The following is a 19,311-nucleotide window of genomic DNA, read 5'->3' as shown; positions in this document are numbered from 1 at the left end:
GCGGGCTACTGGCCCGGCAGGATCCGCACCGCATACAGGAGAACCGGGCTGCTTTCGGCCGCGACGCTGGTGTTGATCAACAGCCGGCCGGAAGCTGCGGGCGCAGCCGACGCATCGAACGTCACACGGAAGAGGGCATCGGCCTTTTCCTGATGGGCGGAGAACCGGTGGCGGGAGCAGGCCCCCAGGCTTGCGAACTCGCAACGCACCGAGAATTGCACCCCGGAGTCCGCACCCGACTGCACCGTCAGTGCGATGGTCGACGTCTTCCCGGCCAACTGCCCGAGAACGTCGGCCGGAATTTCGACCGCGATGTCTCCCGTGGCGTCGACGGCGCCGGATGCCAGCCGCACCGCCGCGCCGCTGGCGGTCGTGACAGGCTCCATCGTGGCGGGAGCGGAGGCCTGGAGGCCCGCGGTGTTGGTGCCGTCAAAAACGGCAAGCCAATCCACCGAGAAGCCGACCTGGGGGCCGAGCCCCTGCTGACCCGACGACTGGTTGCGCGACGCCTGGTTGGCCGCCTCGATTGCCTGATCCAGCGACTGCTGAACCAGACCGGAGGAATAGGCCCACCAACCGGCTGCGCCGATCAATCCGAAGAACACGAGCCAGGCGGCCAGCACGGAGAGGAAACCGCGGCGGCGGCGGCGCGGCTTGGCAGCGTGCTTCGGCGGGGCATCAAGGGTCGTGCCGCCGCGTCCGAAGCGGTATCGGCGGCTCGGTTTCGCGCCGGCAGCCGTGTCTGAAAGGGGTGCTGCGGCCGGCGCGCTGTCCCGCTCCGCGCGAAGCGTGTCGAGGTCGGCGGCGTCCGATACACGTGAGGCCGGAGGATCGCGCCTTGCGTCATCGCGAACGGCGCCCCCCAGGAAGGACGCTTCCTCAGCTTCGGGTGGCGGCGATGCCGGCCGCTGTGCCGGCGGGGCAACCCGGTCACGCGCGGCAGGTGAGACCGGCACAGGAGATGCCGGCGCTGGCGTGGCCACGCCTGGTGCCTGCAGCCGGCTGCGCTCTTCTCCCTCGATTTCGCGGATCTTCAATTCCAGACGCTGCCGCTGGGCGGCGACCATCTGCGCGTCTGTGACGCCCTGTTTCGCGAGGCCCGAGTCCAAGGCCTGCCGCGCCGACTGATAAATGCGCGCGCGAATTTCGGGACTGGCACGGTCGGACTTCGCCAACGCGTTCCTGATCGCTGTTTCCAAACCGCTCACTATCAGTCCCTGCTCTGTTCTGCTCCGGACGAAGCCGATCGTTTCACGTTTCGGTAATCTTTCCGCTCGTGAACTGCAAGCACTCCTATTCCGGCTAAACTGCGGCTAGCGTCTGCACTGTCGTCACGGACCCCTCGTGCCACTCTTTTCCAGTGCGAATGCTTCTGCTAAGCTTCTTACGTGCGCGTAAACGTCAATCGAGGAGGATCACCCCAATGCTGCCAGCCATTCTGAGGGACAAACTGCGCCTGCCGGTCGTTGCGTCGCCGCTGTTCATCATTTCCCACCCGGCCCTGACGTTGGCGCAGTGCAAGGCCGGCGTCATCGGCGCCTTTCCGGCGCTCAACGCGCGGCCGGAGAGCCAGCTCGACGAGTGGCTGGCGATGATCACCGAGGAGCTGGCCGCCCATGACGCCGCAAACCCAGACCGACCGGCGGCACCGTTTGCCGTCAACCAGATCGTGCATCCGTCCAACAAGCGGCTCGAGCACGACCTGATGATGTGCGTCAAATACAAGGTGCCGGTGGTGATCTCCTCGCTTGGCGCCGTGCCGGAGGTGAACGCTGCCGTGCATTCCTATGGCGGCATCGTGCTGCACGACGTGATCAACAACCGGCACGCTAATTCGGCGATCCGCAAGGGTGCCGACGGCCTGATCGCGGTCGCCGCCGGCGCCGGCGGCCATGCGGGCACGCTCTCCCCCTTCGCGCTGATCCAGGAAATCCGCGAATGGTTCGACGGGCCGCTTCTGCTCGCCGGCGCCATCGGCACCGGAGACGGCATTCTCGCCGCCCAGGCCATGGGCGCCGACATGGCCTATGTCGGGACCCCGTTCATCGCGACGCAAGAGGCCCGCGCATCGGAGGACTACAAGCAGATGATCGCGGGCTCGCAGGCGGCCGACATAGTCTATTCGAATTATTTCACCGGCATCCACGGCAACTACCTGAAGGGGTCGATCATCGCCGCCGGCATGGATCCCGACAATCTGCCCGTCGCCGACCCCTCGAAGATGGACTTCGACAAGGCGACGACGGGGACAAAGGCCTGGAAGGACATCTGGGGCGCCGGCCAGGGCGTCGGTGCCGTCAAGGCGGTGGTGCCGGTCTCGGAGCTGGTCGATCGCCTGGAGCGCGAATACAGAGAGGCTCGGATCCGCATCTGCGCCTGATGCCTTGAGGTTTGCGGCGCCGGGAAAATGCGCCGCGCCGCAAATCTCGGCTTGAAATGGACTTTCTTTGCCTGTATCAGCCCCTCACCTTCGCAGCCCGACGCTGGCGCTGCACGGGCCGCTTTAGCTCAGGTGGTAGAGCACATCATTCGTAATGATGGGGTCGCAGGTTCGAGTCCTGCAAGCGGCACCATTTCTTTCTTGTACAGCCCGGAGACATTGGTAACAGCTTGTACCTAAGACATGGGTGACAACCTCGTGCCGAACGGGTTGTCGATGGTCTGCAAGGTTCTCTGTTCCAGGTCGATGTAACCCAAATCATAGTGCATGAAGCTGACGAGCCAAATGCCGTCGTCGACCTCCTTGATGCCTAGCCTCTGACCGGCGAGTACGGTGGAGAGGTTGATCTTCTTTCGTGCCATACAGATGCGTCCGCAGGCGGTGACGAGGACGTCCCTGTCGTGGAAGGGGTATTCGACGTCTGGCAGGCCTTCATAGGCTCTCGACGAGGGCGTATAGAGCTCGGCGGGTGTTTTCATGCCGATAGCCTCATGGGGGCGTTCCTCGTTGAACTCGCTGACGAATTGGTCGAAGCGGTCCTGCTGTTGCAGGGCGTTCATGCCCGGCGGACGCGCCGTCTCCTGCTTCAGGGTGCGGTGCATGCGCTCGTGGCGGCCGTTCTGTTGTGGGTGACCGGGTTTGATGCGCTCGATCGCAATGCCGAGCCGCAGCCACCACACCGACAGCTTCGACAGGTTGTAGAGCCCGTTGGGGCTGGCGAAGGGCAGGCCGTTGTCGCTCCTGATGGCGGCTGGCAGGCCGCGCTCCCGGAACAGGCTGACAAAGGTCTCGATGACTGCAGCCTCCTTCGTGCTCTCAAGGGCTTCGCAGCAGAGGATCATGCGCGAGGCCTGGTCCGTTACCGTCAAGGGTACAGTATCGGCCGTCGCCAAGCTTGAACTCTCCCTTGAAGTCGGCGCACCACAGATCGTTGGACAGGGCGGCCTGCGACAGCGCCGTGCCTGCCGCCTTGTTCGCCGTTCGCCTCTTGCGGGCGCGGCTCACGAGGCCGTGCCGGTCGAGCACCGCATGCACCGTAGACTTCGCCGGAATGCGCATGTCGCCGGCCAGCTTCCTGACCAGGAGCTCTCTAATCTTGCGGGCGCCCCAATGCGGCTTGTTGCGTTTGGTCTCGACGATCAACTGCTCGATCTGGGCGGGCAACTGGTTGGCGTAGCGCACCGGGCGGCGCGAGCGGTCGGTGAGCGCCTCCAGCCCTTCCTGCCGATAGCGATCCCAGATCTTGTAGCCAGTCTTGCGCGATATGCCAAACTGGCGGCACACATCGCTCATGCCTTCTCCATCGAGAAGACGAGCCACGAAGCGTAGACGTTCTTCCATCACCGAACACTCTCTCCACGGCATCAACACCTCCCGCAAAGCGAAAAGTGTTACCCATGTGTCCGGTACAAAACGTCACCTATGTCTCGGGTCACTCATCTCCCGAAGCTTTTGCGAACATTTCCGGCTGCCAGTCGTTTTCCCGTTCACTCGCAACGAGAGAACGAAGACCATGACCAACCAGCCCAGCAACAAACTGCACAGCGACAGCAAGACGTCCACCACAGAAGACAAGGCTGCGGTTGCCGGCAACCCGCCTATTCAGCCGGTCGAGAACTTCGACCTCGGCGAGGCGGACGCGGACCGGCGGATGTTCCAGAACGGCGACACGGACCGGACGGCGGACGACACCAGCAAGGAATGACGGTGAGACCGTGGATTTCGGCCCCTCGCAAGGGGACGGAAAAGGCGTTTGCGTTCCTTGACGGCTGAAAGGACGCGGCCGAATATCCTGCCCGTGAAGGAGACTGCTCCTTCCGCAGTGCGAGGAGATTTCATGCCGCTGGATCCGAAGACCATCGAGACGCTGAAGGGCGTCTCCACCGCCACGCTGACCACCGTCCTTCTCAAGAAGGGGCTCCGCAATGTCTGGATGCGCGGTACCAAGCCGCTGAAGCCCGGGCAGCCCCGCGTTGTCGGCGCGGCCTTCACGCTGCGCTTCGTGCCGGCGCGCGAGGATCTGGCGACGCCGGAAAGCTGGGCCTCGCCGATCTCCACCCGCGCCGCCATCGAGGCTATGCCGGAAGGCTGCGTGGCGGTGGCCGATGCCATGGGCGTTCTCGACGCAGGCATCTTCGGCGACATCCTCTGCGCGCGCATGGTCAAGCGCGGTGTTGCGGCGCTGGTGACGGACGGAGTGGTGCGCGACGCGGAAGGCGTGCTCGGCACCGGCATGGACGTCTGGTGCAATGGCGTTGCGGCGCCGCCATCGGTTGCCGGTCTCACCTTCGTCGGCTGGCAGGAGCCGATCGCCTGCGGCGGCGTCGCCGTCTTCCCCGATGACATTGTCGTGGTCGACCAGGACGGCGCCGTGCTGATCCCGGCCAAGCTGCTCGATGCGGTGCTGGAGGAGGCGCCGGAGCAGGAGCGGATGGAAGCCTGGATCATGACGGAGGTCGATCGTGGCGTGGCGCTTCCGGGGCTCTACCCGATGAACGCGGAGACCAAGGCGCGCTACCAGGCCTGGAAAGACGGGCAATAGGCGCAAGCGCTGTTACGGCACGGCGTCATCGCCTCCGACGAGAATCGCAGGCTCACGCACAGGTCGCAGTCGGCAGTCTGACACATCATGAAAGCGGGCGGTCGTGAGGCTGCCCGCTCCCGCCGTCAGCCGTCGGAAAGTTCGATCCAGACCGGCGCATGGTCGCTGGCGTGTTCCCAGCCCCTCACCTCCCGGTCCACCTCTGCGCGCCTGAGCCGGTCGGCGATCGGCGGGCTGAGAAGCAAGTGGTCGAGCCGCAGCCCGGCGTTGCGGCCCCAGGCGTTCCGGATGTAATCCCAGAAGGTGTAGATCGTCTCGTCCGGGTGGAGCTGCCGGATCGCGTCCGTCCAGCCCTGAGCAATCAGATCGGCATAGGCCGCCCGCACTTCGGGGCGAAACAGCGCGTCATCCTGCCAGCGTTTCGGCGCGTAGACATCGAGATCCTTCGGCATGATGTTGTAGTCACCGGCGAGAACGACGGGCGCGCCTGTCGCCAGCAGATCGGCCGCATGCGCCAGGAAGCGGTCGTACCAGGACAGCTTGTAGTCGAACTTCGGGCCAGGTGCCGGATTGCCGTTCGGCGCATAGAGGCAGCCGATCAGCACGCCCTGCACCGCCGCCTCGATGTAGCGGCTGTGGCTGTCGTCCGGATCGCCGGCCAGGCCGCGACGCGTCTCGATCGGATCGGTGTCGCGCGCGAGGATGGCGACGCCGTTCCAGCTCTTCTGGCCGTGCCAGACGGCGCCGTATCCGGCCTCTTCGATCTCGCGGTGGGGAAACCTTCCGTCCGGCGCCTTCAACTCCTGCAGGCAGACCACGTCCGGGCGCGCTTCCTTAAGCCAGCGCAGCAGGATCTCGAGCCGGCCGTTGACGCCATTGACGTTGAAGGTCGCAATCTTCATGCCGTCAGGATCCCGCCTCGCGCGAAAAACTGACCTCTGTGGACGCCTTCGGTCATCCGGTTTCTCCTGCCTTGCCAAGCGACTTCATCTTGTGACGCGACACTAGAACGTGCGGAGGGTGCAATCGATGCTTGCTTTTGGAAAGTCTTTACGATCGCCTTTAGCAAAAGATTCAGCCAGGCGTGCCATGGTTTCCGTTCATTGACGGGCATTGCCTTGCCGAAGACAGAATGCACGCCCGACTATCCGAATGGGGAGCAGCCATCATGGCCCAAAGATTCCGTGCGAATGTCCGCGAATTCATCGCCGAAAATTTCCTTTTCCGCGCCGACGCCGAGGTTGCCGACAGCCAGTCGCTGCTCGACAGCGGCGTGATCGACTCAACCGGGGTTCTGGAGCTGATCGCGTTTCTGGAAGCCACCTACGGCATCAGCATCGCCGACGAAGACATCGTCCCGGAGAACCTGGACAGCATCGACAACATGACCGGGTACCTGGCGCGGAAGCTGCCGGTTGCGGCCTGACGACCAGCGATGCGCATCGAGGCCCGGTTTCGCGACAGCGTCAGGCATTTTCCCGCAAAGACGGCGCTTGTCGCCGGCGGACGGCGGCTGAGCTACGCAGACCTCGATGCCCGATCGGACCGGCTGGCTAAGGCGCTGATCCGGTCCGGGGTCGAGCCTGGGTCACGGGTGGTCCTGCTCCTGGACAACGACGCCGAGGCAGTCGTGAGCTTCCTTGCGACCTGGAAGGCGGGCGCCGTCGCCTGCCCGCTTCATCCGACCATGAAGGCGGAAAAGCTTGCCGCGATCCTGACGAGCATTGAGCCGGCGGCGGTGATCCTGCATGCGCGGGGGCTGTCGACGCTCGACACGGCCGTGGCTCTTGCCGACAGCAATCCCGTCATGATCGCTACTCAACTGCCATCAGACGCAGCCACTACGGTCTTGGGCTTCGAGGCGCTTGTGGACGGCGAAGCGGTGGAAGATCTGCCCATCGTGATCGATGCCGAAGCGCTGGCTCTGCTGATCCACACCTCCGGTTCGACCGGCCGCCCCAAGGGCGTGATGCTCAGCCATGCCAATGTGGATGCCGCCTGCCAGTCGATCATCGGCTATCTGGAGAACACCTCCGACGACGTGGTGCTGAGCGTCCTGCCGCTTTCCTTCGGATACGGCATCACGCAGATGGTGACGATGGCTTCCCTCGGCGGGACGCTGGTGCTGGAGAAGAGTTTTGCATTCCCGCGCAAGATCCTCGACCGGCTTGTCGAGGAAAAGACGACGGGCTTTCCGCTGGTGCCGGCCATGGCGGCGCTGATCGGGGGGATGAAGGACGTGGAGCCTGGGTTCCTGCCGAGCGTGCGCTATGTCACCAGCGCTGCTGCGGCCCTGCCGCCCGCACTTTCCGGCCGCTTGCAACAGCTTCTACCCGAAGCGAAGATCGTCGTGATGTATGGACAGACGGAATGCCTGCGGGTGAGTTTTCTGCCGGCGGGCGAACTTGCCAGGCGCCCGACCTCCGTGGGCGTGGCCATTCCCGGCACCCGCGCCTTCGTCGTGGACGACGACGGCCAGCCTGCTGCCCCAGGCATCATCGGAGAGCTGGTGGTCGAAGGGCCGCATGTGATGAGCGGCTACTGGCGCGATGACGGGAACACCCGGACGACGCTCGAGGTCACGGAGCACGGGCGGCGCCTGCGCACCGGCGATCTCTTCCATGCGGATGCCGAGGGTTTTCTCCATTTCGTCAGCCGCAAGGACGACATCATCAAGACGCGCGGCGAAAAGGTCAGCCCGCAGGAGGTCGAAAGGGTGCTCTATGCCCTTCCCGGCATCCGCGAGGCGGCCGTTGCCGGCATAGACGATGCGATCTTCGGTCAGGTGGTTCGCGCCTATGTGGCGCTTGAACCGGATGCGCGGCTGTCGGAGAAGGATATCATCCGCCACTGCGCCAGCCAGCTGGAAGACTACATGGTCCCCAAGAGCGTCGAGTTTCGCGATGCCCTGCCGAAGACCACGACCGGAAAGATCAGACTGAACGCCAGCGCCGAGACCGAACCACAAATGGAGAATGCCCTATGACCCCGAGCATGATGACCGCCGCGAAGGCTGAGACATTCTCCGCTGCCAGCCTGCACCTCGACGCCGAGACCGAGATCGAGCGCATCTGCGGCTGGATCCGCGACACCGTGATCAAGGACCTGCGCAAGCGGGGCGTGGTGCTCGGCCTTTCCGGCGGCATCGATTCCAGCGTCACGGCAGCGCTCTGCGCACGGGCGCTGGGGCCCGGCAAGGTAACGGGCATCTTCATGCCGGAGCATGATTCCGATCCGGACAGCCTGCGGCTCGGTCGCGCGCTGGCGGAAGCCACCGGTGTCGAGACGGTGCTGGAGGACATCGGGCCGGCGCTTGCGGCAGCCGGCTGCTATACGCGGCGGAACGGCTTCATCCGGCAGATCGTGCCGGAATTCGGCGATGACTGGGGCTGCAAGGTGGTCCTGGAGAATGCGCTTTCGAACCGAGGCTACAACATCTCATGGCTGGTGGTGGCGCCCCCTTCGGGCGAGCAGAGCCGGCACCGCATGCCGCTCGAGGTCTATCTCGGGATGATCGCCGCCGCCAACATGAAGCAGCGCACCCGCAAGCAGATCGAATACTATCACGCCGACCGGCTGAACTTTGCGGTGGCCGGAACCCCGAACCGGCTGGAATACGACCAGGGCTTCTTCGTCAAAAACGGTGACGGCGCCGCCGACTTCAAGCCGATCGCGCATCTCTACAAGACGCAGGTCTACCAGCTGGCGGCGGCGCTCGGGGTGCCGGAGGAGATCTGCAAGCGGCCGCCGACGACGGACACGTGGTCGCTGCCGCAGGGGCAGGACGAATACTATTTCTCGCTGCCCTACGACCGCATGGACATCTGCCTCTACGGCCTCGACACCGGCATCGACCGAGACGCCGTCGGCGAAGCTGCCGGCCTGACGGTGGACCAGGTGGATGCGGTGTGGCGCAACATCGCGTCGAAGCGGAAGGTGGCGGAATACCTGCACGCCATGCCCGCGACGATGCTGGATTGAAGCCTTGAGAGGCTGATCAGTCGAAACTGTCGCCGATCAGCCTCATCCAGTTCTCGCCGGCAAGCCCGCTGATCAGGGCCTGGCCGGACAGGATGGGTTGCAGCAGCGCCTTGTCCCTGGCATGGGCGAGATAGTATGTCCGCCCAAAAAACGTCGTCTTCCGCTTCAGCAGTTCCGGGGTCAGCCAGGGGTGGCCCGCCCCGCGAAGCCCGGCGCAACCGCTCTGGTCGGCATGGGCGAAGAGATCGTCGACGAGGTCGCCTGCCGCCGCCGGCGCGCAAAGCGCCTGCAGAAGCCGGCCGACACCCCGAGGACGGCCGAAGTAGGCATAGCACCCGGCGAGCGTGCCGCTGCGCGAGACGCCGATGCGCCATGTCGGCTCGCCGAAGTTTCGCTTCTGGGCGGCATGATCGAGCAACCAGTCCAGCGATTGGCGATCCCATTGCGGCCGCAGCGGATACGCGTCCTTCAGCGTCAGAAGGGCGTCACGAAACTCCTCCCTTGTCGCGTCCTGGAACTGCAGCCGGCGATTGGGCGCGACCGGTGCGCGAAGGGTCGGCAGACGTGATCTCTGTATGATCGTATCGGCAAACGAACCGACGGGGCGCAGAACCCGCGCCATGCCGGCAACCGTCTCCAGGACGTTCACCGCCGCCTCCGCCGGGCGGAAGATGCGCAGCCAGTTGAGGCTGTAGCCGAGATCCGGGGGCAGTGAGAGTTTCTGCCACATGCCAAGCGTCACCTCATTGGCCGTTTCCGTCAGCGAGATGTCCTGCGGGCCGGCCAGAAAGGCGCGCAGCAGCCGGGCGCCTGCCAGAGGATTTTTCTCGTAGCCTTCCACCATCATGGAGCCTGCGAAGGCAGCACGCAGCGGACGACCCTCCCATTCAAGCCGTGCGGGAAAGACGCCGATGAAGCCCTCGACCTTGCCCGCGTCACCGATCAGTACCTTGGAGCAAATGTCCGGATCGGCCCAGGGATGATCGAGGAAGACTTGGCCGAGATAGGGCACGAGGGAGGCCGGTACCGTGTCCACCTTGCGGAAGGTGTTCTGGAACAGGCGTCCGACGGCGGGCAGGTCCTGTCGCTCGAGATCGCGTACACCTGCCTTGTCCACGTGTTCCAGCATCAGTCCCTCACCGGCACCACCTCGATGATGGCGGAGGCCATGATTGGCACCAAGGCATTAAACAAACGAAAAGAGGCCCCGCGCCGCGGAGCCTCTTGCACATTCCCAATGTCGACGCGTCACATCCAGTAGGGGGAGACGCCGTAGTAGTCGTAGATCGTCCGACCCTTGTCCTGGTAGAGAGCATCGTCTTCCAGATCATTGTAGCGCGGAGCGCCGGTGATCTGGTCCTTCGTCAGATCGATGCGGTAGCCGTCGAGCTCATCGTCGTATTTCAGCTTTTCCCAAGGAAGGGGATAATAGTCATCACCGATCCCCATAAAGCCGCCGAAGCTGAGCACGGCATAGGCCACACGACCGCCGCGCTTCTCCAGAAGCAGACGAGCGATGGACCCAACATGCTGGCCATCGGCGCCGTAGACGCGTGTGCCTTCGACCTTGTCGCTGGCAATCAGCGATGGCGTGTCCTTGACGTAAGGGTCCTGTCCGGCGCGCGGTTCCTGATGTAACATCTCTACCTCCTCAGGTTCGGTTGAAGTTACATGCAAACAACCCACCACGCTTTGCTTCGTTCCCGTTGACGTTTACGTCAAGGTTATATACGAAAATCGATTGAGATTGGCCTGAACCCGGGCCCGTGGCATAGTCACGCTCTGGCGTAAAGTGGAGGACTTTGCGCCAGGTCGATCCCGGGACAAGAAAAGGGAAGAGGAGGCCCCGATGACCGAACCGCACGCACGCGAAGCCAACCGACAAGACAAAGTGTGGCTGGCTTCCTACCCGCCATCGGTGGCGGCCGATATCCCGCCGCTCGCCTACACGTCGCTCGTCCACCTGTTTGAAAGCTGCTGCGTGGAGTACCTGCCGCGCATCGCCTTCTCCAGCATGGGCCGCGCCATGACCTACCGCGACCTGGAGGCGGAGTCCCGCAAGGTCGGCGCCTGGCTGCAGGCGCAGGGGCTGGCAAAGGGCGACCGCGTTGCGGTAATGATGCCGAACGTGCTGCAGAATCCGGTCGTGACCTATGGAATCCTGCGCGCAGGGCTGGTGGTGGTCAACGTCAATCCGCTCTACACACCGCGCGAGCTCGAACATCAGCTGAAGGATTCCGGCGCGAAAGCGATCTTCGTGCTGGAGAATTTCGCCCACACGGTGCAGCAGGTGGCGGCACAGGCGGGGCTCAAGCACATCGTCGTGACGGCAATGGGCGACATGCTTGGCGTCAAGGGCCATGTGGTCAACCTCGTGGTGCGCAAGGTCAAGAAGCTCGTTCCTGCCTGGTCCATCCCGTCAGCCGTAGCCTTCAAGGCCGTTCTGGCGGACGGCAAGCACCGGACTCTGAAGCCTGTGGAGATCGCCAGCGATGACATCGCGTTCCTCCAGTACACAGGTGGAACGACCGGCGTCTCCAAGGGCGCGGCGCTGACGCATGCGAACCTCATCTCCAACAAGATGCAGATCTCGATGTGGCTCGACGCCGCCTTCGAAAACCGGCAGCGGCCGGAGGTTCTGACCTTTGTCTGCGCGCTGCCGCTCTATCATATCTTCGCGCTGACCGTGAACTCGCTGATGGGCATCGCCATGGGGGGACACAATATCCTCATCGCCAATCCCCGCGATATCCCGGCCTTCGTGAAGGAGCTGCAGAAGCACAAGGTGCATGTCTTCCCAGGGCTCAACACGCTCTTCAACGCGCTGATGAACAATCCCGACTTCGGCAAGGTGGACTTTTCGTCCATGATCCTGGCGCTCGGCGGCGGCATGGCGGTGCAGCGGCCCGTCGCGGAACGCTGGCAGGCGATGACGGGAACAGCGATCACGGAAGGATACGGCCTGTCGGAGACATCCCCGGTGGCCACCGCTAACCGCTTCGACATGCAGGAATTCACCGGCATGATCGGCCTGCCGCTGCCCTCGACCGATATCTCCATCCGCGACGAGGAGGGCAATGCCCTGCCGCTCGGCGAAGTCGGGGAGATCTGCATCCGCGGGCCACAGGTGATGGCCGGCTACTGGCAGCGTCCGGACGAGACCGCCAAGGTGATGACCGAGGATGGCTTCTTCCGCTCCGGCGACATGGGCTACATGGACGAACGCGGCTATACGAAGATCGTCGACCGCAAGAAGGACATGATCCTCGTCTCCGGCTTCAACGTCTATCCGAACGAAGTGGAAGAAGTGGCAGCCATGCATCCCGGCGTGCTCGAATCCGCCGCCATCGGCGTTCCGGACCCGCATTCCGGCGAAGTGGTGAAGCTCTTCGTCGTCAAGAAGGATCCGGACCTGACGGAAGAGGATCTGCGGGAGCACTGCGCGGCCAATCTGACCGGATACAAGCGGCCACGGCTGATCGAGTTTCGCACCGAGCTGCCGAAGTCCAATGTCGGCAAGATCCTGCGGCGGGAGTTGCGTGGCTGATCGACCGGCAAAGATACGCCGCTTGATTTGACACCGAAAGCTTATAGGTTCCCGTGCATCCCTCCCCCGGACCACGAGGACCCTCAATGCAGGCCATCGTCAAAGATCTGAAGAACACAGCCACCGCCACCAATGCGACCGATCTTCGCGCCGCATTCGCGGCCGACCCGGAGCGGTTTGCGCATTACAGCGTGGCGCTCGACGACCTGCTGATGGATTTCTCCAAGACCGGCGTCAACGAGCGGGTCATGGACCTCCTGGAGCGACTGGCCGGGGAAGCCGGCGTCGCTGCCAAGCGCGATGCGATGTTTGCCGGTGAAGCGATCAACTTTACCGAAGGGCGGGCGGTACTGCATACGGCGCTGCGCAACCGCGGCAACACGCCGGTCCTGGTCGACGGCCAGGACGTCATGCCCGACGTCAATGCCGTGCTGGCTGCCATGGGACGCTTTGCCGAGGGTGTGCGGTCCGGCCAACTCCAGGGCGCGACCGGCAAGGCAATCACCGACATCGTCAACATCGGCATCGGCGGCTCCGACCTTGGCCCGGTGATGGCGACGCTGGCGCTGGCGCCCTTCCACGACGGCCCGCGTGCCCACTTCGTCTCCAATGTCGATGGCGCCCATATCGCCGATACGCTGAAGACGCTCGATGCTGAAACGACGCTCTTCATCATCGCCTCCAAGACCTTCACCACCATCGAGACCATGACCAATGCCGCGACGGCGCGCGGCTTCATCGCCGACGCGCTGGGCGAGGATGCCGTCAAGCACCACTTCGTCGCCGTCTCGACGGCGCTCGACAAGGTTGCCGCCTTCGGCATCGAGAGCGACCGGATCTTCGGCTTCTGGGACTGGGTGGGCGGCCGCTATTCGATCTGGTCGGCAATCGGCCTGCCGCTGATGATCGCGATCGGGGCTGAGAACTTCGGGCGTTTCCTCGATGGCGCCCATGCCATGGACCGGCATTTCCGCGAGGCGCCGGTGCGGGAAAACCTGCCGATGCTGCTCGGCCTGATCGGCTTCTACCACCGCAATGTTCTGGGCTACCCGTCACGGGCCATCCTGCCCTACGACCAGCGGCTGACGCGCTTTCCCGCCTATCTGCAGCAGCTCGACATGGAATCGAACGGCAAGGGCGTCACCGTCGACGGCACGCAGGTCGATGGCCAGTCCGGGCCGGTGGTCTGGGGCGAACCCGGCACCAACGGCCAGCACGCCTTCTACCAGCTCATCCACCAGGGTACGACCGTCATTCCGGCGGAGTTCATGATCGCCGCCAAAGGCTTCGAGCCGAAGCTGCACCACCAGCACGAACTGCTGATCGCCAACTGCCTGGCGCAGTCGGAAGCGCTGATGAAAGGCCGCAGCCTGGAGGAGGCCAAGGAACAGCTCGTCTCCAAGGGGACCGACGATGGCAAGGCGGCATTCCTGGCGCCGCACCGCGTCTTTTCCGGCAACCGTCCGTCGATCACCTTCGTCTATGACCAGCTGACACCGTTTGCGCTCGGACGCCTGATCGCGCTCTACGAGCACCGCGTCTTCGTGGAAGGCGTGCTCTTCCGCATCAACTCGTTCGACCAGTGGGGCGTGGAGCTGGGCAAGGAACTGGCGACGGGGTTGCTGCCGGTCGTGCAGGGGACGGAAAGCGCCGAAGGACACGACAGCTCGACGCAGGGGCTCGTCGCCCGGCTTTCGCGCAAAAGCGCTTAATCGGAACAGGGGGAGACAGCTTCCCCTGCCCTTCTCGCCGGCTCAGGGTCTAGCTCAGCGTCTGGCAAACCTTGACCACTCGATCCGCGGCTGCCGGCGGGTCGAGCGACCGGCTGCCATCAGCAGCGAACGGCCCCGGGCAAGCTCGATCCCCATCTGCAGGAGGAAGTTGCGGAGCCCGGTCTTCGGCTTGAAGGCCCGCGGCTCGTGCCCCCGCACGAATGCCGGCTCCTGCGGCGCATTCGGGAAAAACCGCATCTGGACCACCTGCGCCGGTTCAATCATCTGGCCGTGCAGCCAGTGGCGCTGCCACAGATAGGAATCGATCAGGCGGTAGTGTTTCGTTTCGGCGAGAAGACGCGAAGCCGCTTCGGGGCCGATGACATAACCCGCCAGCCCGACGCGGTTGCGATAGATGCGGCTTGCGGAGACGGACCCTTGCTCGTCGCTCCAGGTCGGCGTGTTCGCGATGATGTGGGGTTCCGGCGTGAACTCCAGATCATAGACGTGGCGCCAGTCGTGATGCTTCTCCTCGATCGCCGCCAGTGCGACGGAGATGGTGTCGGCAAGCACGGCATCGTCCTCGAGGATCAGGCACAGGGCGCCGTCGGCGACCACCTGTTCCCAGGATTTCCGGTGGGAATGGAAGCAGGCGATGTCCTGCGGCAGGGTCGGACCCGGCCATGTCTGGGCCGCCTGCAGGCAGTGGGCGTCGCTCAACTCCGCTGCCTCGACGGCATCGACGAATTCGTACTGCAGGCCCAGGCGCTGCATCTGTTCCACCTGAAAGCTGCGCCGGCCTTCGGCATTGATCCTGCTGATGATGCGTATCTTCAAGATCGATAGCCTCCGGCCTAGAGCCCGATCTCATGTGCGAAGGGCGGGTTTGCACCGGCGCGGGAGACGGTGACGGCGGCGGCCCTGGCACCCAGTTCGAGTGCCTGACGGACCGCACTCTCGTCGAGCGCGGCGATCTTCTCCTTGGTCAGCAGATCCTGCATCCTGAAGGAGGCCAGGATGCCGGCATCGAAGGTGTCGCCAGCGCCGACCGTATCCACCACCGTCACCCGTTCGCTCGGCACCGACACCTTGAAGCGGGAGGTATAGGCGGTCGCGCCCTCGGCACCGCGGGTGAGAACCACCAGACGAGCGCCCTGCGACAGCCAATAGGCCGCCCGTTGATCGTCATCGCCCTCCAGCCCGAACCAGTCCAGGTCCTCGTCGGAGAACTTGATGATATCGGACATCGCCGCCATGCGAGCGATGCGGTCGAGATGCTTCTGCTTGTCCTTGATGAAACCGGGGCGGATGTTGGGATCGAAGGAGATGACGCGCGTCTGGAATTCGCGTCGCATCAGGGCCTCGTAGGTGCCGCCGCAGGGTTCCGGGATGAGGCTGATGGCCCCGAAGTGCAGGGCCTCGCAGCTCTCGCCCAGCACCGGCAGATCGGCCTCGGTGATCATCCGGCCGGCCGTTCCCTCGTCGTAGAAGGCGTAGCTCGCCTGGCCGTCCACCAGCTTGACGAAGGCGATCGTCGTGGGCCGGGACGAGACTGCGGCAAAGCTGGCATCGACATGGCTGGCGGCCAGCGTGTCGCGCAGGATATCACCCATCATGTCGTCGGAAAGGCCGGTGAAGAAGCCGGTCGGCTGGCCCAGGCGGCCCAGCGCGATGGCGGTGTTGAAGACGGCGCCGCCGGCATAGGGGGCAAACCCCTTCTCCCCCAGCGTCGTCTCGCGGGGCAGCATGTCGATCAAAGCCTCACCGCAACACACAATCATGACGATCCTCCCAGTGACACGATGTTCACCCGATTAGCTGAGCTTTTGCCTATTTGCTAGAGCGAAAGCTCAGAGACGCCGCCGTTGCGGCCGGACCAGGCGAGCGGCGCGTCGAGGAAGGCCTCGACTTCGCCGAGCGTCTTTTCGTCAAACAGTTTTTCCGCACGGGCGACCGCCAGCACGTGCCGCCAGGTGGCGATGTGATGCAGTTGCACCTCGCCCTTGGCAAAGCGCGCCTGAGCTTCCGGGAAGATGTCGTAGAAGAAGAGTGCGATGCCGTGGTCGACAGTGCCGCCCGCCTCGCGGATGGCGTCGATGAACTTGAACATGCTGCCGCCGGCGGTGGTCAGGTCCTCGATGACGAGCACCCGCGCGCCTTCCGGCATGTGACCCTCGATCTGGGCATTGCGGCCATGGCCCTTCGGCGCCTTGCGCACGTAGATCATCGGCAGGCCCAGCCGTTCGGCCAGGAATGCGGCGAACGGAATGCCGGCGGTCTCGCCGCCTGCAATGCAGTCGAACTTCTCGAAGCCTGCGTCGCGCATCACCGTTGCCGCGGCGAAATCCATGATCGTCGAGCGGATGCGCGGATAAGAGATCAGCTTGCGGCAATCGATATAGACGGGGCTCATCATGCCCGACGAGAGCTTATAGGGCTTGTCGGCTGCGAAGTGGACGGCCTTGATCTCCCAGAGCATCTTCGCCATCAGCTCGGCCATCACGCTGCGCTCGGGGAAACTGGTCTGGATCATGCTGCCGCTCCTAATATGACGCCCGTTATTCAGAGCGCCATAGCAGCATGTGCGGCGGTTTGCCAGATGCGCGGCACCCGGGGCATCACGCGCGGCTGCGGTCCTCGTCGGCGTTCACCTGCCGCAAATGCCGTGCGATCTCGATCCGATTGCGTCCGGCACGCTTGGCCGCAAACATGGCATCGTCCGCCGAACCGAGAACGGCTTCGAAAGATCTGCCATCTTCCGTACCGACGGCGATCCCGGCGCTGAAGGTGCAGCGAAAGACATCGGATCCTGCCTCGAAATCCTGCAGGGAAAATCGGACCGCAATGTCCTTTGCCATTCTTTCAGCGCGGCCCGGCAGCGCATTTTCGAGGATCATCACGAACTCCTCGCCGCCAAGGCGCGCCACGATGGCCTGGCCGTCGAGCTCGCGTGACAGTTCGCTAGCGAAGATCCTGAGGACTTGATCGCCAGTTGCATGACCGTACTGGTCGTTGATCGACTTGAAGCGGTCGATGTCGAAGACGACGACGGCAGTCGATGGATGCAGGCGGCGGTTCTGATACTGATCAAAGAGCGCGCGACGGTTCAGCAGCCCCGTCAGGGAATCGGTCATGGATTCGCGCTGGTGGTGTGCTGCCATGCGCCACTGATGAAGCGCCAGCGATAAGGCACCGATCCCGGTCATGCCGGCAATGCACACGCCGATGCTGAGGTTCTCCGCCCAGTTCTGCGGCGCATGTCCGATGCTCCACTGGCGCTCCGCGATGAGAACGGTCCCGCAGAGAAGGAAAGAGACGCCCGTCGCGACATACAGCACGGCCATGCCCATCAGTGCGCCGGGCGCCTCGAACCGCGCCAGCCAGTACTGCCTGGCCGTTTCCAGAAGCAGCATTGCCGTTGCCGTGTTCATGACAATGAAGCCAAGCCCATCCAGTCCTGCCAGCATCAGCGGCACACCCGAGGCCGTGAAGACAAGCGTCAGGAGTGCTGCCCTTCGCCACTGCCTCAGGCCGGTGCGGAACTGGAGCGCCGCACTGTAGATCGTGCTGAAGCCGGCCATCAGCAGCGTATAGGACAACGACGCGCCGAGCGGCCCCGCCTCCTGCGTGTAGGAGCCGTAGGCGACAATGCCGCCGATCGTCAGGCAGAGGGCAATGACGAGCGTGAAGAGAAACGAATCCGTGCGACGGGAGAACCAGGTTCCGAACAGCGTCACCATCAAGCATGTCGCCGACACGCCAAGAGCGAGCAGAAGAGACTGGTAGTCGAGCATGAAGCGGGGCTTTCTCTTCCGGATCATCCGTCAGAAGATGTCAGACTGCAGATTAGTAACGCTTGGTATAGGAAAGGTTACTCCAGCCGGAATGCCCGACACCTCACCGCGCCGGCAAGCTACGCCTCAATCGCGCACGCCCCAATAGAGCGGGAACATCGGATCGAAGATGGTGATCGGCCCGGATCCGGTATCGCACTTGGGCGGATAGCTCAGCGGCACATCCCCCCGCACCAGGGTGATGCGGTCCTCGTTGGGGGCAAGGCCATACCAGGCGGGACCGTTCAGGGAGGTGAAGGCTTCCAGCGCGTCGAGAGCGCCCTCGTCCTCGAAGACATGCGCAAGGCAGCTCATCGTGTTTGGTGACGTGTAGATCCCGGCGCAGCCGCAGCCGCATTCCTTCAGCGGGTCCACATGCGGCGCGGAATCGGTGCCGAGAAAGAAGCGGTGATCGCCGGAGGTCGCCGCTGCCCGGAGCGCCAGGCGGTGGTGTTCGCGCTTGGCGACAGGCAGGCAGTAATAGTGGGGCCGGATGCCGCCCACCAGAATGGCATTGCGGTTGATGATGAGGTGATGGGTAGTAATGGTGCCTGCTAGATTGCCGGACGAGCCCATGATGTAGTCCACGCCATCCTTGGTGGTGACGTGCTCCATGGTGATCTTCAGCTCGGGCAGCCGCTTGCGCAGCGGATCGAGGACCGTCTCAATGAAGACCGCCTCCCGATCGAAGATGTCGACGTCGGCGGAGGTTACCTCCCCGTGCACGCAGAGCGGCAGACCAACCTCGGCCATCCGCTCCAGCACGGGCATGGCATTATCGAAGTTGCGCACGCCGCTGCTGGAGTTGGTGGTCGCGCCGGCGGGATAGAGTTTTACGGCTGTGATGAGACCGCTCGCCTTGCCGGCCGCGACATCGTCAGGGTCCGTACCCTCCGTCAGATAGAGCGTCATCAACGGCTCGAAGCGATCCCCCTCCGGAACGGCCGAGACGATCCGCTCCCGGTAGGCGGTTGCATCCGCGGTGGTGACCACCGGTGGCACCAGATTCGGCATGATGATGGCCCGGGCGAAATGCCGGGTGGTGTCGCCGATCACGCCCTTCAGGACGTCACCGTCGCGCAGGTGCAGATGCCAGTCATCGGGGCGGCGGATGGTCAACGTCTTCATGGGAGCAGCCTTCGCAGTCATCAATGCCCCCGCATAGCATCAATGGCCGGGCGGGAACAATCGCTGCCGGGCTCTTCAGGCGCCTGTGCAGACACAGGGCCTCGCGAAAAGGTGAAGCTGTTTACAAC

At 64.0% G+C, this 19,311-nt stretch carries 17 protein-coding genes, 1 tRNA gene and 1 pseudogene; 9 read left to right on the top strand and 10 right to left on the bottom strand.

From position 1 onward, the window contains the following. Positions 1-5 precede the first annotated feature (5 nt). Positions 6-1,175 carry a hypothetical protein gene (locus tag M1E10_RS10410; RefSeq protein ID WP_499176271.1) on the bottom strand — a complete coding sequence of 390 codons (1,170 nt, stop codon included), beginning with the start codon at positions 1,173-1,175 and terminating at the stop codon, positions 6-8. A gap of 248 nt (positions 1,176-1,423) precedes the next feature. Here M1E10_RS10410 and M1E10_RS10405 point away from each other — a divergent pair, with 248 nt between their 5' ends. Both M1E10_RS10405 and M1E10_RS10400 read left to right on the top strand, forming a co-directional pair. Next, complete coding sequence (locus tag M1E10_RS10405; protein WP_499176270.1) at positions 1,424-2,380, top strand: NAD(P)H-dependent flavin oxidoreductase; 957 nt, start codon at positions 1,424-1,426, stop codon at positions 2,378-2,380. Between the two features lie 117 nt (positions 2,381-2,497). Further along, positions 2,498-2,573: transfer RNA gene (locus tag M1E10_RS10400), tRNA-Thr, on the top strand. Positions 2,574-2,616: 43 nt separating this feature from the next. On the opposite strand, the pseudogene M1E10_RS10395 reads toward M1E10_RS10400, so the two are convergent. Further along, positions 2,617-3,805 (bottom strand): annotated as a pseudogene (locus M1E10_RS10395) (IS481 family transposase). A 148-nt stretch (positions 3,806-3,953) separates the two neighbouring features. Between M1E10_RS10395 and M1E10_RS10390 the strand changes: the two are divergent. Together M1E10_RS10390 and M1E10_RS10385 are read left to right on the top strand one after the other, a co-directional pair. Continuing rightward, a complete protein-coding gene (locus tag M1E10_RS10390; protein ID WP_499176269.1) occupies positions 3,954-4,145 on the top strand; it encodes a hypothetical protein in 192 nt (63 codons plus the stop codon). A 132-nt stretch (positions 4,146-4,277) separates the two neighbouring features. Then, positions 4,278-4,982 carry a ribonuclease activity regulator RraA gene (locus tag M1E10_RS10385; protein WP_499176268.1) on the top strand — a complete coding sequence of 235 codons (705 nt, stop codon included), beginning with the start codon at positions 4,278-4,280 and terminating at the stop codon, positions 4,980-4,982. 125 nt (positions 4,983-5,107) lie between these two features. On the opposite strand, the gene xth is transcribed toward M1E10_RS10385, so the two are convergent. Further along, positions 5,108-5,884, bottom strand: coding sequence for an exodeoxyribonuclease III (gene xth / locus M1E10_RS10380; RefSeq protein WP_499176267.1), 777 nt, complete (start codon positions 5,882-5,884; stop codon positions 5,108-5,110). Between the two features lie 266 nt (positions 5,885-6,150). Here xth and M1E10_RS10375 point away from each other — a divergent pair, with 266 nt between their 5' ends. Genes M1E10_RS10375 through nadE form a run of 3 tightly spaced genes read left to right on the top strand, consistent with a single transcriptional unit; the run spans position 6,151 to position 8,963 of the window. Continuing rightward, complete coding sequence (locus M1E10_RS10375; protein ID WP_499176266.1) at positions 6,151-6,408, top strand: acyl carrier protein; 258 nt, start codon at positions 6,151-6,153, stop codon at positions 6,406-6,408. Positions 6,409-6,417: 9 nt separating this feature from the next. Further along, the gene (locus M1E10_RS10370; RefSeq protein WP_499176265.1) at positions 6,418-7,968 is read left to right on the top strand and encodes a class I adenylate-forming enzyme family protein; all 1,551 of its coding nucleotides are present in this window, start codon (positions 6,418-6,420) and stop codon (positions 7,966-7,968) included. Beyond that, the gene (gene nadE, locus M1E10_RS10365) at positions 7,965-8,963 is read left to right on the top strand and encodes an NAD(+) synthetase (RefSeq protein WP_499176264.1); all 999 of its coding nucleotides are present in this window, start codon (positions 7,965-7,967) and stop codon (positions 8,961-8,963) included. The genes M1E10_RS10370 and nadE overlap by 4 nt, the downstream gene beginning before the upstream one ends. Positions 8,964-8,979: 16 nt before the next feature. Here the strand turns inward: nadE and M1E10_RS10360 are convergent, their stop codons facing one another. Together M1E10_RS10360 and M1E10_RS10355 are read right to left on the bottom strand one after the other, a co-directional pair. After that, positions 8,980-10,092: a hypothetical protein gene (locus tag M1E10_RS10360; protein WP_499176263.1), complete on the bottom strand. Its 1,113-nt coding sequence runs from the start codon at positions 10,090-10,092 to the stop codon at positions 8,980-8,982. A gap of 119 nt (positions 10,093-10,211) precedes the next feature. Then, positions 10,212-10,604 carry a PRC-barrel domain-containing protein gene (locus M1E10_RS10355; RefSeq protein ID WP_499176262.1) on the bottom strand — a complete coding sequence of 131 codons (393 nt, stop codon included), beginning with the start codon at positions 10,602-10,604 and terminating at the stop codon, positions 10,212-10,214. Positions 10,605-10,812: 208 nt separating this feature from the next. Here M1E10_RS10355 and M1E10_RS10350 point away from each other — a divergent pair, with 208 nt between their 5' ends. After that, positions 10,813-12,510, top strand: a complete 1,698-nt coding sequence (locus tag M1E10_RS10350) for a long-chain fatty acid--CoA ligase (RefSeq protein WP_499176261.1) — start codon at positions 10,813-10,815, stop codon at positions 12,508-12,510. Between the two features lie 86 nt (positions 12,511-12,596). Next, on the top strand, positions 12,597-14,222 hold the full coding sequence (pgi, locus tag M1E10_RS10345; protein ID WP_499176260.1) for a glucose-6-phosphate isomerase: 1,626 nt from the start codon (positions 12,597-12,599) through the stop codon (positions 14,220-14,222). 54 nt (positions 14,223-14,276) lie between these two features. Here pgi and M1E10_RS10340 read toward each other — a convergent pair whose 3' ends face one another. The 5 genes from M1E10_RS10340 to pyrC form a co-directional block, all read right to left on the bottom strand. Continuing rightward, a complete protein-coding gene (locus M1E10_RS10340) occupies positions 14,277-15,059 on the bottom strand; it encodes a glycosyltransferase family 25 protein (protein WP_499176259.1) in 783 nt (260 codons plus the stop codon). A 17-nt stretch (positions 15,060-15,076) separates the two neighbouring features. Beyond that, positions 15,077-16,003, bottom strand: coding sequence for a carbohydrate kinase family protein (locus tag M1E10_RS10335; RefSeq protein WP_499176258.1), 927 nt, complete (start codon positions 16,001-16,003; stop codon positions 15,077-15,079). 56 nt (positions 16,004-16,059) lie between these two features. Then, the gene (locus M1E10_RS10330; protein ID WP_499176256.1) at positions 16,060-16,755 is read right to left on the bottom strand and encodes an orotate phosphoribosyltransferase; all 696 of its coding nucleotides are present in this window, start codon (positions 16,753-16,755) and stop codon (positions 16,060-16,062) included. Between the two features lie 85 nt (positions 16,756-16,840). Continuing rightward, entirely contained in the window at positions 16,841-18,043 is a 1,203-nt protein-coding gene (locus tag M1E10_RS10325) for a GGDEF domain-containing protein (RefSeq protein ID WP_499176255.1), read from the bottom strand. Between the two features lie 99 nt (positions 18,044-18,142). Continuing rightward, entirely contained in the window at positions 18,143-19,183 is a 1,041-nt protein-coding gene (pyrC, locus tag M1E10_RS10320; protein ID WP_499176254.1) for a dihydroorotase, read from the bottom strand. Positions 19,184-19,311 lie beyond the last annotated feature (128 nt).

This window comes from Rhizobium sp. PK7-22 (genome assembly GCF_056530405.1).
The sequence above is the reverse complement of the archived record's forward strand: the minus strand, read 5'-3'. Positions and strand labels throughout refer to the sequence as shown.

Excerpts from the sequence above, each read along its gene's own strand:
- M1E10_RS10405 (WP_499176270.1), top strand. The coding sequence starts at position 1,424 with ATGCTGCCAGCCATTCTGAGGGACAAACTGCGCCTGCCGGTCGTTGCG.
- M1E10_RS10390 (WP_499176269.1), top strand. The coding sequence starts at position 3,954 with ATGACCAACCAGCCCAGCAACAAACTGCACAGCGACAGCAAGACGTCC.
- M1E10_RS10385 (WP_499176268.1), top strand. The coding sequence starts at position 4,278 with ATGCCGCTGGATCCGAAGACCATCGAGACGCTGAAGGGCGTCTCCACC.
- xth (WP_499176267.1), bottom strand. The coding sequence starts at position 5,884 with ATGAAGATTGCGACCTTCAACGTCAATGGCGTCAACGGCCGGCTCGAG.
- M1E10_RS10375 (WP_499176266.1), top strand. The coding sequence starts at position 6,151 with ATGGCCCAAAGATTCCGTGCGAATGTCCGCGAATTCATCGCCGAAAAT.
- M1E10_RS10370 (WP_499176265.1), top strand. The coding sequence starts at position 6,418 with ATGCGCATCGAGGCCCGGTTTCGCGACAGCGTCAGGCATTTTCCCGCA.
- nadE (WP_499176264.1), top strand. The coding sequence starts at position 7,965 with ATGACCCCGAGCATGATGACCGCCGCGAAGGCTGAGACATTCTCCGCT.
- M1E10_RS10360 (WP_499176263.1), bottom strand. The coding sequence starts at position 10,092 with ATGCTGGAACACGTGGACAAGGCAGGTGTACGCGATCTCGAGCGACAG.
- M1E10_RS10355 (WP_499176262.1), bottom strand. The coding sequence starts at position 10,604 with ATGTTACATCAGGAACCGCGCGCCGGACAGGACCCTTACGTCAAGGAC.
- M1E10_RS10350 (WP_499176261.1), top strand. The coding sequence starts at position 10,813 with ATGACCGAACCGCACGCACGCGAAGCCAACCGACAAGACAAAGTGTGG.
- pgi (WP_499176260.1), top strand. The coding sequence starts at position 12,597 with ATGCAGGCCATCGTCAAAGATCTGAAGAACACAGCCACCGCCACCAAT.
- M1E10_RS10335 (WP_499176258.1), bottom strand. The coding sequence starts at position 16,003 with ATGATTGTGTGTTGCGGTGAGGCTTTGATCGACATGCTGCCCCGCGAG.
- M1E10_RS10330 (WP_499176256.1), bottom strand. The coding sequence starts at position 16,755 with ATGATCCAGACCAGTTTCCCCGAGCGCAGCGTGATGGCCGAGCTGATG.
- M1E10_RS10325 (WP_499176255.1), bottom strand. The coding sequence starts at position 18,043 with ATGATCCGGAAGAGAAAGCCCCGCTTCATGCTCGACTACCAGTCTCTT.
- pyrC (WP_499176254.1), bottom strand. The coding sequence starts at position 19,183 with ATGAAGACGTTGACCATCCGCCGCCCCGATGACTGGCATCTGCACCTG.